The sequence below is a fragment of the Parvibaculum sedimenti genome, assembly GCF_009184905.1.
Taxonomy (GTDB): Bacteria; Pseudomonadota; Alphaproteobacteria; order Parvibaculales; family Parvibaculaceae; genus Parvibaculum; species Parvibaculum sedimenti.
The window spans coordinates 214,898-229,381 of record NZ_WESC01000003.1; the positions used below are offsets into that span (position 1 = coordinate 214,898).

Consider the following 14,484-nt stretch of genomic DNA (forward strand, 5'->3'; position numbering starts at 1 on the left):
GCATGGAAGAGGCCGCCTCATTCGCCGGTAAGGTCGCCATACTCACCACGGGCGGCACAATCGCCTCGACCTACGATCAGTCGAGCGGCTCCGTACATGCGGCGCTGGACGCAAACGTCCTTCTCGCGGGACTACCCACCGCCTGCCTTCCGCCTGTCGAAGGCCGCAGCATCCTCACGCGCAACAGCTACGCGCTCTCCTTCGACGATGCGCTCACCATCGTGGAGGCGATAGAGGAGACGCGGTCTCGAGACGACATAGCGGGTGTCGTCGTCACGCATGGAACGGACACGCTGGAGGAAACCGCCTTTCTGGCCGGCCTTCTGCTTGAGCCGGGCAAGCCAGTCGTCTTCACCGGCGCACAAGCCTCAGCAGACGAACCGGACCGTGACGGGCCGCGCAACCTCGCTGATGCGATCCGCGTTGCGGGTACAGGCGCGGCATCCGGTCTCGGCGTTCTGGTCGTCTTCGACGGCGATATACTCACCGCCCGCGACGCCACCAAGAGGCACAGCTCGCGTCGGCACGCCTTCACCGCCGCCAGCGGACCGATAGGCACCGTGGATCGCAGTGTCGTTCGTATCACGCAGCGGCCCACTCCCTTCGCACGTTTTTGCGAGGCAAGACTCGCCGGACCCGTCGATCTCGTCACGCTGACACTCGGCGGGGATGACAGGATTCTGAAGCTCTGCGCCGAGGCGGGCGCGCGCGGCATCGTGCTGGCGGCAACGGGGCGCGGCAACGCAACGCCGAACATCGTCGCCCTCATCTCACAGCTCAGTGCGCGCGGCGTCCCCGTTCTCGTCACCTCACGCTCGCCGGAAGGCCGCGTCGAGCCGATCTACGGACAGGGAGGCGGCGCGGATCTTGAAAGGGCAGGCGCTATTTTTGCAGGTGATCTCAACGGTCCCAAGGCGCGGCTTCTGCTCGCGCTGATCCTCGGCCAATCCACAATTGGAAACATCGCCGCTCTCGTTCACTCCATCGCCAATTCATGCATCGAGGAGAAAGTCTGGTGACGAAGGAAATTCTGGTTGCTTACGGCATCGACGTCGATGCGGTCGCGGGTTGGCTTGGCTCCTATGGCGGCGAGGACAGTCCCTGCGACATCTCGCGCGGCGTCTTTGCAGGCGAGGTCGGCATTCCTCGCCTGCTGCGCATGTTCGACCGCTTCGGCATCGAGACGACATGGTTCGCCCCCGGCCATTCCATCGAGACGTTTCCCGACGAGATGAAAGCGGTCGCCAATGCTGGTCATGAAATCGGCATGCATGGCTATTCGCATGAAAATCCGCTGATGATGACGCCAGATCAGGAAGCCGCCGTCATCGACAAATCCATCGAGCTCATCACGAAGTTGCAGGGCCGCCCGCCCGTCGGTTATGTCGCGCCGTGGTGGGAATTCAGCGCGGGCACGATCGAACTGCTGCTCGAACGCGGCATCCTCTACGACCACAGTCTGATGCATAACGACTTCTTTCCCTATTACGCGCGCAAGGGCGAAAGCTGGTCGAAGATCGACTACGGCAAGCCGGCCGAGACGTGGATGAAGCCGATGAACCGGGGCACGGAAACAGACCTCGTCGAAATTCCTGCTTCCTGGTACATCGACGATCTGCCGCCCATGATGTTCATGAAGGCCTCGCCCAACAGCCACGGTTTCGTCAATCCGCGCGATATCGAGGAGCTTTGGCGCGACCAGTTCGATTGGGTCTATCGCGAATATGATTATGCGGCCTTCACCATCACGATCCACCCGGACGTCTCGGGCCGCCCGCAAGTGCTCTCCATGCATGAGCGCTTCTTCAGCCATATGGCAAGCCATCCCGGCGTGTGTTTCGTGACCTTCGAAGAAATCGCCCGGGATTTCCTTGTGCGTTTTCCGCGCGGCACACAAGGTCCGAGGCCCTGACGCTGATGTGCGGCTTCTGCGGATCCTTCAGCGAACACAGGCACTGGAGTGCCGGCCCGCTCACGGCGGCGCGACAGGGCGCGGTGCGTATACGCATCGCACACATGGCGGGTGAACTTGCCGCACCCGCCGGCGTCCGCCTGACGGCATGGCGCGACCGCTTTCAATTGACGGGCCCGACGGGCAAGCGCGAACTGGCGACTGATCTGGCCAGCATCTGGCGCGCCGTCGATCGGCTCGGTCGCGCCATGCCGGACCCGCTCGACGACGCATTTTTCGACGGCCTCGAAGCACAGGCGAAAGAATGACAGGCGACGCCCCTGTCATCGTCGATGTTCTGACGGGCTTTCTCGGTGCAGGAAAGACATCGCTGGTGCGGCGACTTGCCGAAGCCGGCGCTCTTTCCGGCGTGGCCGTGCTGGTCAACGAATATGCCGCCCCTCCCGTCGACCAAAGCCTGATGGGGCTGTCCGGCCTCAAGGCCGGAACCTTCGCCGATGGCTGTCTCTGCTGCGCGACCGATGGCGATCTCCGCGCGTCCCTGCTGCAACTTCTGGAAAATCGCGCAGGCGGCAAGGTTCGCCCTTTCACGCGCATTCTGATCGAGACGTCCGGCATCGCCGATCCCGCGTCGCTCCTCGCCACGCTCGTTTCTGATCCGATGTTGCGCCCGCGCCTTAGGCTCGGCCGTGTCGTCACGCTGGTCGATCTCTGCCATGCGCCGACGACTCTGGCCGAACAGCAGGAGGCCGTCGCGCAGATCGTCGCCGCCGACATCGTCCTCTTCACCAAAGCGGACATGGCGGACGAAGGCGCGGTCGAATTGGCCTGCGCCGTGGTAGGGGCAATCAACCCGATCGCAGCGTTGCGTGAATGCAGCCCGCACGACAACACAGACCCCTTCGACCTGCACGCGCTACAACCACGCCATAGGAAAGCGCCGGTTGCGTCAGCGGTTCACACACACCATCACCACATTGCCTCAACTGTGCTTCGCTGGCCTTCGCCGGTCGACTGGGCCGTCTTCGCAAGCTGGCTCTCGTTGCTCTTGCACCGGCACGGCCCCAATATTCTCAGGATGAAAGGCATCATGACGATCGCGGGCGAAGAACAACATGGTCCCGTGGTCATCCAGTCCGTGCGCCACATCGTCCACATGCCCGAACATGTGGCCCAACCAGCGGCGAACGGCGGAGCCGAAATCGTCGTCATCGCGCGGGAGATCGATCCGGCCCTTATCCGCCGCTCGTTTGAAACCTTCCTCGCACATGCTGAACGCAAAAACCGCTCCACAGAGGATCATTTGCCCCAAATCAATGCGGTGATTGCCTAGTTTTTCGCCACCCCCTTGGCGCGATGCCGGGATCGCGCCGCCGCTGAACTGGTACAAGCATTGCTAGGTAGATACTGCTCCGAGTGACCGGAAAACCGGATCGGGCCGACCTCCATAAATGCGCGACACATGCAGCGTAATTGCGTCGGATACCGGCTGGTCCCTGGGGCAGATGAGTAAGCGTTTGGGAAACTCGCCGAATGTCCAGTCAAGCATGCGTCGCGACAAAATGGCGAAGCGAAACCGCCCCGAGCCAAAGCGTCAAATCTGCCCCTGGCGCGCAGGCGACGGCATCGGCGGCCATCGTCGCAACATCGTTTTCCTGAATGCGTTTCGGGCCGAGGCCTGAAGCTCAATCGTTCCGAGAGTACTCATGGTTACCATCATCGACCGCGACCAGCGCTTCCTCGAATCCTCGCAGAAAATCGAAAGCCCCTTCCAGCTCGATCCAACGCTCTGCCTCTATAGCCCGCAGGACAATGTCGACTCGCTCGCGCATCCGCGCATTGCTGCATGGATCGATTTTGTGCGGAAGGAATATGAGCCCAAGTTTCCCAAGGCAAAGCGTCGTGTGCTGCTTTTCATGCCTTGCACCAAGACCAAGCCTTACCCCTTCTCCTCGGAGCACAAGGCTATCAACCAGCGGCTGATCGACTCCGGATTCCGCCCCACATCGCGCCAATATCTACCGCAGGAATTACAGGCTCGGCTCGAACCTTCCTTCTCGCAGGAAGTGCTCAATCTTTCGCCGCTGATTGACGACGAAGGCTTGCTCATTCACCGCATGGTGATTTCCGAACCCATGGGCGTCGTGCCTTACGAACACATCGTCGAGTATCGCGGCCAGCCCTCGCCCGCGACCGCCTATGACGATCCGGGCCTCTTTGAAAAGCGCGGCAATGCCGTCTCACCCTGGCGCACAGATTCGACCGCGACTGCCGTCTCCGCGAACCGCTGGAAATGGGGCGACGAGGAACGCCGCGCCTATGTGGTGATGCACAACGCCATGGCGGAGGCTGTCGCCACCGTCGTCGCGCGCATCGGACACAATTACGACGACATCGTTTCCTGGGTTGCGCCCGGCCTTACCCACCGCAGCTTCGTCATCGGCCGCAGCGAACGCTCGGCGAACAATGTCGCGGCATCCCGCAAGGTTGGAACGACGCGCCTCGAACTCATCGGCGCGAATGACCATCTGCCTGAGGGCCAGAAGATCACCTGCCTGCCGACGCCCGAGCAATGCAAGGAAGCCGTGGAGCGGCTCGCCGACCGGCTCGGCACCGACCTCACCCATGCCTATGGCGTCTATGCGCGCGGCGGCGCCAATGCGACGCCGCTTGCGCTGCCCGAACTCCTCGACGATCTGATGGCGCGCCTGCGTCCCACGGCGTAAGCGAAGAGAAGCGAAAAAATGGCATCAAAGAAGCTGAAGATCGGCGTCAGCGACAGCGACAGGACAAGGCCGCTGGCGAATGGCGAAGTCCCGCTCGATGGCATCGATGCGGAAATCTCGCTGATGGGCGTGCAGGCGCTCTTCAACAGGCAGTTGAAAGACCATACTTTCGACGCCTGCGAGTTCCCCATCGCAACCTATCTGCGCACGCTGGAGACGCCGGAACGCCCCTATGTGGCCGTACCGCTATTCCCCTCACGGCATTTCCGCCTCTCCTGCGTCTTCATCAACAAGACGAAAGGCATCAGGACGCCTGCCGATCTCGCGGGCAAGCGTATCGGCATGATGGTTTTCGACATGGCGGCGGCCGTCTGGCTGCGCGGAATTTTCGAGGAGCATTTCGGACTCCCGCGCACATCACCCATCTATGTGAGCGGCGGCCTCGATGCCCCGCGCTCGGGCGACGAGCATCCGCAATTTTACCCGGAGCAGTTCAAGATCGAGCATCGTACCGATGCTAGCCTCGCGGCGCTTCTCGAAAGCGGTGAGATCGACGCGCTCTATACGGCGCGCGCCCCGAGCACCTGGCCGTCGGCGAATGTCGGCCGTCTCTTCGAAAATCCGATGGAGGCGGAACTCGGCTATTTCGAGAAGACGAGCATCTTCCCGCCCATGCACATCCTCGCGATCAAGCGCCCGCTGGTCGAGGCCGCCCCGACTCTGCCGCGCAAACTCTTCAACGCCTTCGCAGCCGCGCAGGAAGTTGCCCGCTCGAAGCTTTTCGATTCCGCGGCCCTTTCCACCATGCTGCCCTGGCAACTCGAAGCGCTGCTCCAGACCGAAGAGAAGCTTGGCAAGGATTACTGGCCGGTCGGCTTTGCAAAGAACCGGGCGATGCTCGACGTCTTCATCCGCTACATGCTGGAAGACGGGCTCATCACCACTCCTTTCACGCCGGAAAGCATCTTCGACGGCGCGGATATTCTTTCAACCTGAAGATGGAACAGCGGAGAGAGCGGCATGGCCCAGGCGACAGGTAGCTGGCAGAACCTCTGCACCGAGGCCGTTCCTCCACGCGATCGTCTCGACTACTGGCACGCGGCGACCAACCGGCTCTTTCCGCCCACGCGCCTCAGCCGGTCGAGCCATGAAGGCTTTTATGGCCGCGTCTCATGGCTCAAATTCGGCGAGGTGACGCTGGCCAACATCGTCTCGACGAGTCTCGACGTAACGAGGAGCGAACGCGACATCACCCGCGACGACGACCGCTGGTATGAAATCAACGTCCAGATAGACGGGGCAAGTGCCTTTACCCAGGACGGGCGCGAGGTCGCTTCCGGCCCACGCTCCGTCATTCTCTATGACAGCCGCCGTCCCTATCAGATGCGCTTCGACGGACCATATCGGCAACTCTCGCTGAAGGTGCCGCGCGAGGCGCTGCGCGACCGCGTGCCGAATATCGACGCGCTGATCTCCCGGCATATCCCCACTGACGGCATTCCCGGCCGCTTCTTCTACGACTTTGCCGCCGCGCTCTGCGACGCGCCGGAAGGTATTCCGGGCTTTATCGCCTCGCGCCTCGAACAGCACACGCTCGATCTTCTTGCGACGGCTCTGCTGGGCGCAAATATCGAACCTGCCTCCACGGTCAACCGCATATCGCAGCTCGACCGGATCAAAGCCTACATTCTCGACAGGCTGGACCAGCCCGACCTCACGCCCCGCGCCATCGCAGAGGCTCACCATATTTCACTCCGCCACCTCTATGACCTCTTCGAGGCCGAGGAGCAGCAGGTCGCGCGCTGGATTCAGACACACCGGCTCGACCGGATCAGACGAGACCTCGCCGATCCGCTGAAGCGCGGCTGGCCGATCAACACCATCGCGCTGAGCTGCGGCTTCAAGGACTTCTCGCATTTCAGCCGGAGCTTCCGGCGGCAATTTGGTGTCTCGCCCCGCGACTACCGCAACGGGCTCTCTCACTGAATGACGCACGGTCGGTCATGTTTTCGTGCCTCGCCAGACCAGGTGGCAAGCTGGCATCCCGTTACGAATGAAGGCTCAATGGCCGCCAGAGCGGCAGTCCCGCCGCGCTGTATGCGAGTGACATCTTGACCTACAAAAGCATGGAAACACAGGCCTGGCAGGTGCTCGACCGGGCGCATTACCTCCATCCCTTCACCGATCATGCAGGACTCCGCCAAACCGGCTCGCGCGTGGCAACGCGGGGTGAAGGCGTTTATGTCTGGGATACGGACGGCAAGCGCATCATCGACGGCTTGTCGGGTCTTGGCTGTGTCAATATCGGCTATGGCCGCAAGGAGCTTGTCAACGCGGCCGCCGAGCAGATGCTCGAACTCTCCTTTTGCCAGTCCTTTTTCAAGACCACGCACCGCGCTGCCGTCACGCTTGCCGAGAAGCTTGCGAGCATGCTGCCGGAGGGACTGAACCATGTCTTCTTCCAGTCGTCAGGCTCGGAAGCGAACGAGACCGCCATGCGCACCATCCGCCGCTACTGGGATCTCGCGGGCCAGCCGCAACGCCGCGTCGTCATCGCCCGCGAACTCGCCTATCACGGCAGCACGCATATGGCGGCAAGTCTTTCCGGCATTCCGCCAATGTACACAGCGGGCGGCGATATTCCGCTTCCTGGCATCGTCCACATCAAGACGCCCTATCAGTACAGGCACGGACCTGAGATGAATGCCGACGAATTCGGCATCGTCGCTGCGGGCTGGCTTGAAGAAAAGATTCTGGAGGTCGGCGCCGACAAGGTTGCCGCTTTCTTCGCCGAGCCTGCGCAAAGCGCAGGCGGCGCGATCTGTCCGCCCATGACCTATTGGCCGGAGATCCAGCGCATTTGCAAGAAATACGATGTGCTTCTCGTCGCCGATGAAGTCGTATGCGGCTTCGGCCGCACCGGCCAATGGTTCGGCGCCGATCATTACGGCATCACGCCGGACCTCATGCAGCTCGGCAAGGGCATCACTTCGGGCTATCTGCCGCTTTCCGCCTGCGCCATGTCGGACCGCGTGGCCGACATGCTGATCGAGAAAGGCGGTGAATGGGCGCATGGCTTCACCTATTCGGGTCATCCCGCCTGCTGCGCTGTTGCGCTTGAGAACATCCGCATCCTCGAAGAGGAACGCATCGTCGAAACGGCAGCCGCCGAGCTCGTCCCCTATTTCCGCTCGAAGCTCGAAACATTCGTCGACCACCCGCTGATCGGTGATGTGCGCTCGGTCGGCCTCATGGGCGGCCTTGAGATCGTGCAGAACAAGAAGACGCGCGAATCCTTCCCCTATGAGGCGAAGATCGGCGAGGCCTGCAGCACCGAAGCCCTAAAGCGCGGCCTCGCCTTCCGCGCCAATGGCGACACGATGAGCCTCATGCCGCCGCTCGTCATCACCAGGCCTGAAATCGACACGATGTTCGGCATCGCGCGCGAAGCGCTCGATGCCACCGCAGTTAAATATGACGTGATGTAAGTATGCCAGATCCCCGCCCTTTTTATATCGACGGAAGATGGGTTGAACCGGCGAGCCCCAATCCTGCCGATGTGATCAATCCAGCGACGGAAACTCCCGTCGCGCAGATCAGCCACGGCAGCGTTGCCGATGTCGACCGCGCGGTGGCGGCGGCCCGTGCCGCCTTCCCGGCCTTTGCCGCAACGAGCAGAGAGGAGCGCCTCGCTCTTTTCGGGCGCATCGTCGAATGCTTCAAGGCGCGGCGCGAGGATCTCGCCCGTGCCGTGACGGCGGAAATGGGCGCACCCTCGAAACTCGCATGGGACATTCAGACCGGCTCCAGCATCATCTATTTTGAAGATGCCGCTGCCGTCCTGCGCGATTTCGAATTCGAGACGCTGAGAGGCACGACGCTGATCGCGCATGAGGCGATCGGCGTCTGCGGCCTCATCACGCCATGGAACTGGCCGCTCAACCAGATCGTAACGAAGCTCGCGCCCGCACTTGCGGCCGGCTGCACCGTAGTGCTGAAGCCGAGCGAACTTTCGCCGCTGAGCGCGCTTATCCTCGCCGAAGTCCTGCACGAAGCCGGTGTGCCGAAGGGCGTCTTCAACCTTGTCAACGGCACGGGCGCGGAGGTGGGCGCGGCAATTGCCGCGCATCCGGACATCGACATGGTGTCCTTCACAGGCTCGACCCGCGCAGGCATTCTCGTTGCCGAAGCTGCCGCGAAAACAGTGAAGCGCGTCCACCAGGAACTCGGCGGCAAGTCTGCCAATATCATCTTGCCGGATGCGGACCTCGACCTGGCAGTCGCCGACGGCGTCAATCGCTGCTTCATCAATTCAGGCCAGTCCTGCATAGCGCCAACGCGCATGTTCGTTCACCGCTCGCAACTCGACGAAATCATCGACCGCGCAAAAGCCATCGCCGCATCGGTCGCTGTCGGCGATCCAACCTTGCCGGAAGCCACCATGGGCCCGGTCACCGGCGCGGCGCAGTTCTCCAAGGTCGGCTCGATGATCGACGCTGGACTTGCAGAGGGCGCGACGCTCGTGGTGGGCGGCCCCGGCAGACCACAGGACCTCAATCGCGGATACTTCGTCCGCCCGACCATCTTCGCCAACGTCACGCCCGACATGACCATCGCGCGGCAGGAGATATTCGGGCCCGTCCTTTCGATCCTCACCTATGACGATGAAGCCGAAGCGATACGCCTCGCCAACGACACGGTCTACGGGCTCGCAGGCTACGTCCATTCAAAAGACGAAGCCCGCGCCCGACACGTCGCAGCCCACATCCGCGCCGGCCGCATCTTCATCAACAACCCGCCCTTCGATTTCAACGCGCCCTTCGGCGGCTACAAGCAATCCGGCAACGGGCGCGAACTCGGCACCTTCGGCATGACCGAATTTCTCGAAGTGAAAGCCGTTCTCGGCTATTCAAAAGCGTAAGGCGACGACATGAGAACCTGGTTGCGTGATCCCATTGCCGTCCTGGCCGAAGGCGCCGAGCGCGGAATCGTTATCGAGGATGGACGTATCGCCGAACTCGTCGGTCGCGATGGCCCCTCCATACCCTGCGATGAGGTCTTCGATGCGGGACGGCATGTCGTTCTCCCCGGCCTCATCAATACGCATCACCATTTCTTCCAGACGCTCACCCGCGCGCATCCGCAGGCGATCAACAAGGAACTCTTTCCCTGGCTGAAATCGCTCTATCCGATCTGGGGCGATCACCTGAACCGCGACAGCTTCCGCCTCGCAACGCGCGTGGCGCTGACGGAAATGCTGATGTCCGGCTGCACGACAGCGTCAGATCACCTCTTCGTCTTTCCGGGCGATATACCCGACGCCGTGGACATCGAAGCCGAGGAGGCATCGAAGCTCGGCATGCGCATGACGCTGACGCGCGGTGCCATCAATGTCGGAACGAAGAATGGCGGGATCGCCGATGAAAGGCTGATGCAGGACTATGACACGGTGCTCGCCGACTGCGAGCGGGTGCTCCACAAATATCACGACCGCTCAGAAGGCTCCTATTTGCAGGTCGCGCTCGCGCCATGTGCCCCTTTCAACGTCACCAAACAATTGATGATCGACTCGGCGGCTCTCGCCGACAAACACGACTGCCGCCTCCATACCCATCTCGGCGAAACGCATGACGAGGATGAATTCTGCATCTCCCAGTTCGGCCTGCGCCCACTCGACTATCTCGAAGAAGTCGGTTGGCTCAATTCCCGCGTCTGGCTCGCCCATGGCATCCACTTCAACGATGAAGAAGTATGCCGCCTCGGCAAGCACAAGGTCGGCGTCTGCCACTGTCCGACATCGAACATGGTTCTCGCCTCAGGCACCTGCCGCACGAAAGATCTGGAAGCCGCAGGCGCCATTGTCGGCCTCGGCGTTGACGGCTCGTCGTCCAATGACAGTTCCAACCTCATGGAGGCCGTGCGCCACGCCATGATGCTGGGCCGTCTCGCCTATGGCGCGGCGGCGGTCACGCATCTCGACGCTCTTCGCTGGGCCACCGAAGGGTCTGCCGCTTGTCTCGGCCGCACTGATATCGGCAAGATCGAAATTGGCCGTCAGGCTGACCTCGCCCTCTTCACACTCGACGAATTGCGCTTCTCAGGTGCCGGCGATCCCATCGCGGCCCTCGTTCTTTGCGGTGCGCATCACGCCGATCGCGTGATGATCGGTGGCAAGTGGCGCGTGACGGAGGGCCAGCCCGTCGGGCTCGATCTCGCACAACTCCGCCACGAGCATGGCGAAGCGGCCAAGGCATTTTTGAAAACGCTCTGATGTGCGCTGTTGCCTATTTGGCAACGGAATGTTCGAAACACGCTTCTTTTATAGAACGCCAGAAGTAGAAGAGACTAAGGCATCGAAGGCTCCTTCCGCGCGAAAGCATCTGAGGTCATCCATGTCTCCCATCGACGCCCCCCTCGACGAAACGGCGCTCGCCGAGCTTGCGCAGGAGGAATTGGCGCTCCTCTCCTATCCCGACCGGCGATGGACGAAACCTCACTTCGATGCCAAGGGGCGGCAGCTTTATGACGTGGTCATTGTCGGAGGTGGACAGTCAGGCCTTCTCATCGCGCATTCGCTGATGCGGCAGGGCGTCGACAATGTCCTGGTTCTGGACCGCAGCCCCGAGGGCTATGAAGGCGTCTGGGAGAATTTCGCCCGCATGTCGCATCTGCGCACGCCCAAGGCGCTGTGTGGCATGGAGATCGGGCAACCGAACCTGTCCCTCCAGCGCTGGTACATGGCGCGATATGGGCGCGAGGCATGGGAAGCGCTCGACCGTGTCCCACGCCTCGCCTGGATGGAATATCTTCGCTGGTATCGAAAAACGCTGAACCTCCCCGTCGTCAACAATACGGAAGTCGAGGCGGTCGGGCCCGAAGGCGACCACATCGTCGTGACCACACGGCGGAATGGCAAAATCGAAACTCATCCGGGACGGCTCGTCGTGCTGGCGACCGGCTTTGACGGCGCGGGCCGCTGGAGTGTACCGGAGATCATCAGCAAGAACCTCCCCAGGTCGCTCTATTCCCATTCCAATGTGGAAATCGACTTTGCGCGGCTCGCTGGCAAGCGCGTCGGCATTCTCGGCCATGCCGCATCCGCCTTCGACAATGCGGCAGCGGCCCTCAAGGCGGGCGCGACCTCAGCCGATGTCTGCTTTCGCCGCCCGGCGCTGCCGACCGTCAATCCGCACCGGCATGTCGAAACGGCAGGCTGTCTCGCAAACTTCCCGGAGCTTTCCGATGCAACGCGATGGGCGATCGCGCGCTATTTCCGCGAAGTCGACCAACCGCCAGCACATTCAGGGTTCTTCGCGGCGACCGCACTTCCCGGCTTCCGCATGCATGCGTCGAGTCCGTGGCTTGACGTCCGGCAGGAAGGCGACGCTATCAGGGTGACGACGCCGCGCGGCGAACATGTCTTCGACTATCTCATCGCCGCGACGGGCTACATGGTCGATTATTCGGCTCGTCCGGAACTCGCGACCCTCTCCCCCTTCGTCGCTCGCTGGAAAGATCGCTACACGCCGCCCGAAGGCGCGGAGCATCCCATGCTCGGTGAGTTTCCCTATCTCGGTCTTTCCTATGAATATCAGCCACGTGAAGCTGGAACCGCACCCTGGATCGAGCGCATACACGCCTTTAATTTCTCCGGCGCCGTCAGCATGGGACCGCATTCGACCTCGATCAGCGGGCATAAATATGCGCTGCCGAGGCTGGTACGCGGCCTTGTGCGCCGCCTCTTCCTCGAACAGGAAGAACACGTGATCCCCGACCTCCTCGCCTATAAGGATGTCGATCTGGTCATACCGCCAAATCTCCAGAGCATGGCAGCGGAATAGATAGGCACAAAAATGACAACGAAAACGAATGATACGCCGCTCGTCATCGAAGACCTCAAGCTCACGCCGATCACGGCCGGGAATTTCCGGCCCTATGGCACGCTCGTCGAAGCGACTGAGGACGGCACGCCTTTCGGCCCTCAGGATGCGCAGCTCGACCTCTCCCGAGGAATCCCGCGCTTCTACATCATGCGGCTCGAATTCCGCGAGCGGATCGCACGCCATCTCACACGGCATCGTCAGACGACGCAGGTTCTTGCGTCTGTCGGCGGCAAGGCATGGCAGCTCGTCGTCGCGCCACCTCATGACATCGACAACCCGAGCGCCGAGCCTCATCTCGACGAGATCATGGCCTTCGATATTCCCGGCAATGTCGGCGTGATGCTCTTTCGCGGCACATGGCACGCGGGGCCTTATTTCGACGACACGGAAACAAGCTTCTTCAATCTCGAACTTGCCGACACGAACGAAGTCGACCATCAGACATGCAAGCTACCCGACCACTTCTCAAGGGCGTTCCGTCTGATCGCATGAGAGCATCGACGACCGATCAGTGGCCGCCGATATCCTCATCCCACACTTCTGGATGATCCTTGATGAAGTCCTGAAGGATCTTGTAGCACTCCGCATCGTCGGCCACCTCGACCTCGATGCCCTTGCTGCGCAGGAAGTCCTCGCTCATCTCGAAGGTTCGATTCTCGCCGATCACGACCTTCTTGACGCCGAAGAGCGCCGCCGCGCCCGCGCACATCGAGCAGGGTGACAGGGTCGTATAGAGCGTCGCCTCTCGATAGATGCCGGGGGCAAGACGGCCTGCATTTTCGAGGCAGTTCATCTCTGCATGATGAATCACGCTGCCATCCTGCACGCGCCTGTTGTGACCGCGTCCGATGATGACGCCACCGCGGACGAGCACCGAGCCAATGGGAATTCCGCCCTCGTCGCGCCCCTTGGCGGCTTCGGCGAGAGCTTCGGCGAGAAAGACATCTTTCGGCGGCATGGATCACTCTCCTGAGTCTATTTTGATTTTGATCTTGGCACGCACCACAATCAAGGCGTCAGTGCCCATAGGCGCCGGGCGCTTTCTTTTCGGCGAGCGCGGCGAACATTGCCGCCATGCGCTCACACAAAAGAGCGGCAGCGACGGGCGGCGCGCGCCGCGCCTTGGTCAGAATGACGACCTGCGTGCTTCGGAACGCTCGATCGGCGATCGGCACAAAGGCAATCTCGCCGCGCGCGATTTCCGCCGAAATGCCGACACGGGTACGCAGGCCGATTCCGAGGCCTGCGATGATGAGGCTCGTCATCGCTTCAAAGGAGTTGGTCTCGAAAATCCTTGACAGTTTGAGCCCCGCGCCCTGCATCAGCTTGTTGAGGCGATCGTGAATATCGTAATTCGCGTCGGGCAGGATCAGCGCCTCGCCCACAAGTTCCGAAAGATGCAGGTTGGCTCGCCCCGCAAGTGGGTGCTCATGCGCCATGGCCGCGCCCAACTCGACATGAACTTCGGCCGCGCGGCGCAAATCCGTATCGAAGTCCGGTTCAAAACCAATACCGATGTCCGCAGTGCCGTCCTCAACCGCCGCGACAACGGCAGGAAGACCCGCCACGTCAACCTTGTAGGTAACGCGCGGAAACTGCTGATGAAAGGGCCTCAACACGCGGGGAAGAAAATCCTTCGCAAATCCCTCCTCGCAGCAGATCGTGACATGGCCGCGCCTGATGCCGCGCAGATCCTCAATCTCCGAAAGTGTGCGTTCGAAATCCTGTGCATGTCGCAGGACATACGCGTGGAAGACTTCGCCTGCCCCGGTAAGCCTCATCCCGCCAGAGACGCGCTCAAAGAGATCGCAGCCGAGCTGTTCCTCCAGTTTCAATATCTGGCGATTGATGGCAGACGCCGCGACATTGAGCGCCTCCGCCGCCTGACGAATGGACCCACGCTCGACCGTCTCCCTGAAATAGAGAAGCGCGACGAAATGAAAATGCACGCCGCGCTCCCGTG

The 14,484-nt window shown here is 61.7% G+C and carries 14 protein-coding genes; 12 read left to right on the forward strand and 2 right to left on the reverse strand.

The genetic code is table 11. The features are described 5' to 3' along the window. Positions 1 to 2: 2 nt before the first annotated feature. The 12 genes from F2P47_RS04605 (at position 3) to F2P47_RS04660 (ending at position 13,013) form a co-directional block, all read left to right on the forward strand. The gene (locus F2P47_RS04605) at positions 3 to 1,019 is read left to right on the forward strand and encodes an asparaginase (protein ID WP_152214993.1); all 1,017 of its coding nucleotides are present in this window, start codon (positions 3 to 5) and stop codon (positions 1,017 to 1,019) included. Next, positions 1,016 to 1,912 carry a polysaccharide deacetylase family protein gene (locus F2P47_RS04610; RefSeq protein ID WP_152214994.1) on the forward strand — a complete coding sequence of 299 codons (897 nt, stop codon included), beginning with the start codon at positions 1,016 to 1,018 and terminating at the stop codon, positions 1,910 to 1,912. Before F2P47_RS04605 ends, F2P47_RS04610 begins: the two co-directional genes overlap by 4 nt. An 83-nt stretch (positions 1,913 to 1,995) precedes the next feature. Further along, complete coding sequence (locus F2P47_RS04615; protein ID WP_152214995.1) at positions 1,996 to 2,220, forward strand: hypothetical protein; 225 nt, start codon at positions 1,996 to 1,998, stop codon at positions 2,218 to 2,220. Next, positions 2,217 to 3,245 carry a CobW family GTP-binding protein gene (locus tag F2P47_RS04620; protein WP_152214996.1) on the forward strand — a complete coding sequence of 343 codons (1,029 nt, stop codon included), beginning with the start codon at positions 2,217 to 2,219 and terminating at the stop codon, positions 3,243 to 3,245. The genes F2P47_RS04615 and F2P47_RS04620 overlap by 4 nt, the downstream gene beginning before the upstream one ends. Before the next feature lie 373 nt (positions 3,246 to 3,618). Then, positions 3,619 to 4,638 carry a hypothetical protein gene (locus tag F2P47_RS04625; RefSeq protein WP_152214997.1) on the forward strand — a complete coding sequence of 340 codons (1,020 nt, stop codon included), beginning with the start codon at positions 3,619 to 3,621 and terminating at the stop codon, positions 4,636 to 4,638. Between the two features lie 18 nt (positions 4,639 to 4,656). Further along, positions 4,657 to 5,634, forward strand: coding sequence for a substrate-binding domain-containing protein (locus F2P47_RS04630; RefSeq protein WP_152214998.1), 978 nt, complete (start codon positions 4,657 to 4,659; stop codon positions 5,632 to 5,634). 24 nt (positions 5,635 to 5,658) lie between these two features. Further along, a complete protein-coding gene (locus F2P47_RS04635; RefSeq protein WP_152214999.1) occupies positions 5,659 to 6,624 on the forward strand; it encodes an AraC-like ligand-binding domain-containing protein in 966 nt (321 codons plus the stop codon). Between the two features lie 125 nt (positions 6,625 to 6,749). Continuing rightward, complete coding sequence (locus F2P47_RS04640) at positions 6,750 to 8,126, forward strand: aminotransferase (protein ID WP_281349273.1); 1,377 nt, start codon at positions 6,750 to 6,752, stop codon at positions 8,124 to 8,126. 2 nt (positions 8,127 to 8,128) lie between these two features. After that, a complete protein-coding gene (locus F2P47_RS04645; protein WP_152215000.1) occupies positions 8,129 to 9,559 on the forward strand; it encodes an aldehyde dehydrogenase family protein in 1,431 nt (476 codons plus the stop codon). 9 nt (positions 9,560 to 9,568) lie between these two features. Beyond that, positions 9,569 to 10,909: an 8-oxoguanine deaminase gene (locus F2P47_RS04650; protein WP_152215001.1), complete on the forward strand. Its 1,341-nt coding sequence runs from the start codon at positions 9,569 to 9,571 to the stop codon at positions 10,907 to 10,909. 121 nt (positions 10,910 to 11,030) lie between these two features. Next, on the forward strand, positions 11,031 to 12,479 hold the full coding sequence (locus tag F2P47_RS04655) for an FAD-dependent oxidoreductase (RefSeq protein WP_152215002.1): 1,449 nt from the start codon (positions 11,031 to 11,033) through the stop codon (positions 12,477 to 12,479). Positions 12,480 to 12,491: 12 nt separating this feature from the next. Beyond that, positions 12,492 to 13,013, forward strand: coding sequence for an ureidoglycolate lyase (locus F2P47_RS04660; RefSeq protein ID WP_152215003.1), 522 nt, complete (start codon positions 12,492 to 12,494; stop codon positions 13,011 to 13,013). A 16-nt stretch (positions 13,014 to 13,029) separates the two neighbouring features. Here the strand turns inward: F2P47_RS04660 and F2P47_RS04665 are convergent, their stop codons facing one another. Both F2P47_RS04665 and F2P47_RS04670 read right to left on the reverse strand, forming a co-directional pair. Then, entirely contained in the window at positions 13,030 to 13,479 is a 450-nt protein-coding gene (locus tag F2P47_RS04665) for a nucleoside deaminase (protein WP_152215004.1), read from the reverse strand. Between the two features lie 58 nt (positions 13,480 to 13,537). Further along, positions 13,538 to 14,470, reverse strand: coding sequence for a LysR family transcriptional regulator (locus F2P47_RS04670; protein ID WP_152215005.1), 933 nt, complete (start codon positions 14,468 to 14,470; stop codon positions 13,538 to 13,540). Positions 14,471 to 14,484 lie beyond the last annotated feature (14 nt).

Excerpts from the sequence above, each read along its gene's own strand:
- F2P47_RS04625 (WP_152214997.1), top strand. The coding sequence starts at position 3,619 with ATGGTTACCATCATCGACCGCGACCAGCGCTTCCTCGAATCCTCGCAG.
- F2P47_RS04655 (WP_152215002.1), top strand. The coding sequence starts at position 11,031 with ATGTCTCCCATCGACGCCCCCCTCGACGAAACGGCGCTCGCCGAGCTT.
- F2P47_RS04605 (WP_152214993.1), top strand. The coding sequence starts at position 3 with ATGGAAGAGGCCGCCTCATTCGCCGGTAAGGTCGCCATACTCACCACG.
- F2P47_RS04620 (WP_152214996.1), top strand. The coding sequence starts at position 2,217 with ATGACAGGCGACGCCCCTGTCATCGTCGATGTTCTGACGGGCTTTCTC.
- F2P47_RS04630 (WP_152214998.1), top strand. The coding sequence starts at position 4,657 with ATGGCATCAAAGAAGCTGAAGATCGGCGTCAGCGACAGCGACAGGACA.
- F2P47_RS04650 (WP_152215001.1), top strand. The coding sequence starts at position 9,569 with ATGAGAACCTGGTTGCGTGATCCCATTGCCGTCCTGGCCGAAGGCGCC.
- F2P47_RS04665 (WP_152215004.1), bottom strand. The coding sequence starts at position 13,479 with ATGCCGCCGAAAGATGTCTTTCTCGCCGAAGCTCTCGCCGAAGCCGCC.
- F2P47_RS04635 (WP_152214999.1), top strand. The coding sequence starts at position 5,659 with ATGGCCCAGGCGACAGGTAGCTGGCAGAACCTCTGCACCGAGGCCGTT.
- F2P47_RS04645 (WP_152215000.1), top strand. The coding sequence starts at position 8,129 with ATGCCAGATCCCCGCCCTTTTTATATCGACGGAAGATGGGTTGAACCG.
- F2P47_RS04660 (WP_152215003.1), top strand. The coding sequence starts at position 12,492 with ATGACAACGAAAACGAATGATACGCCGCTCGTCATCGAAGACCTCAAG.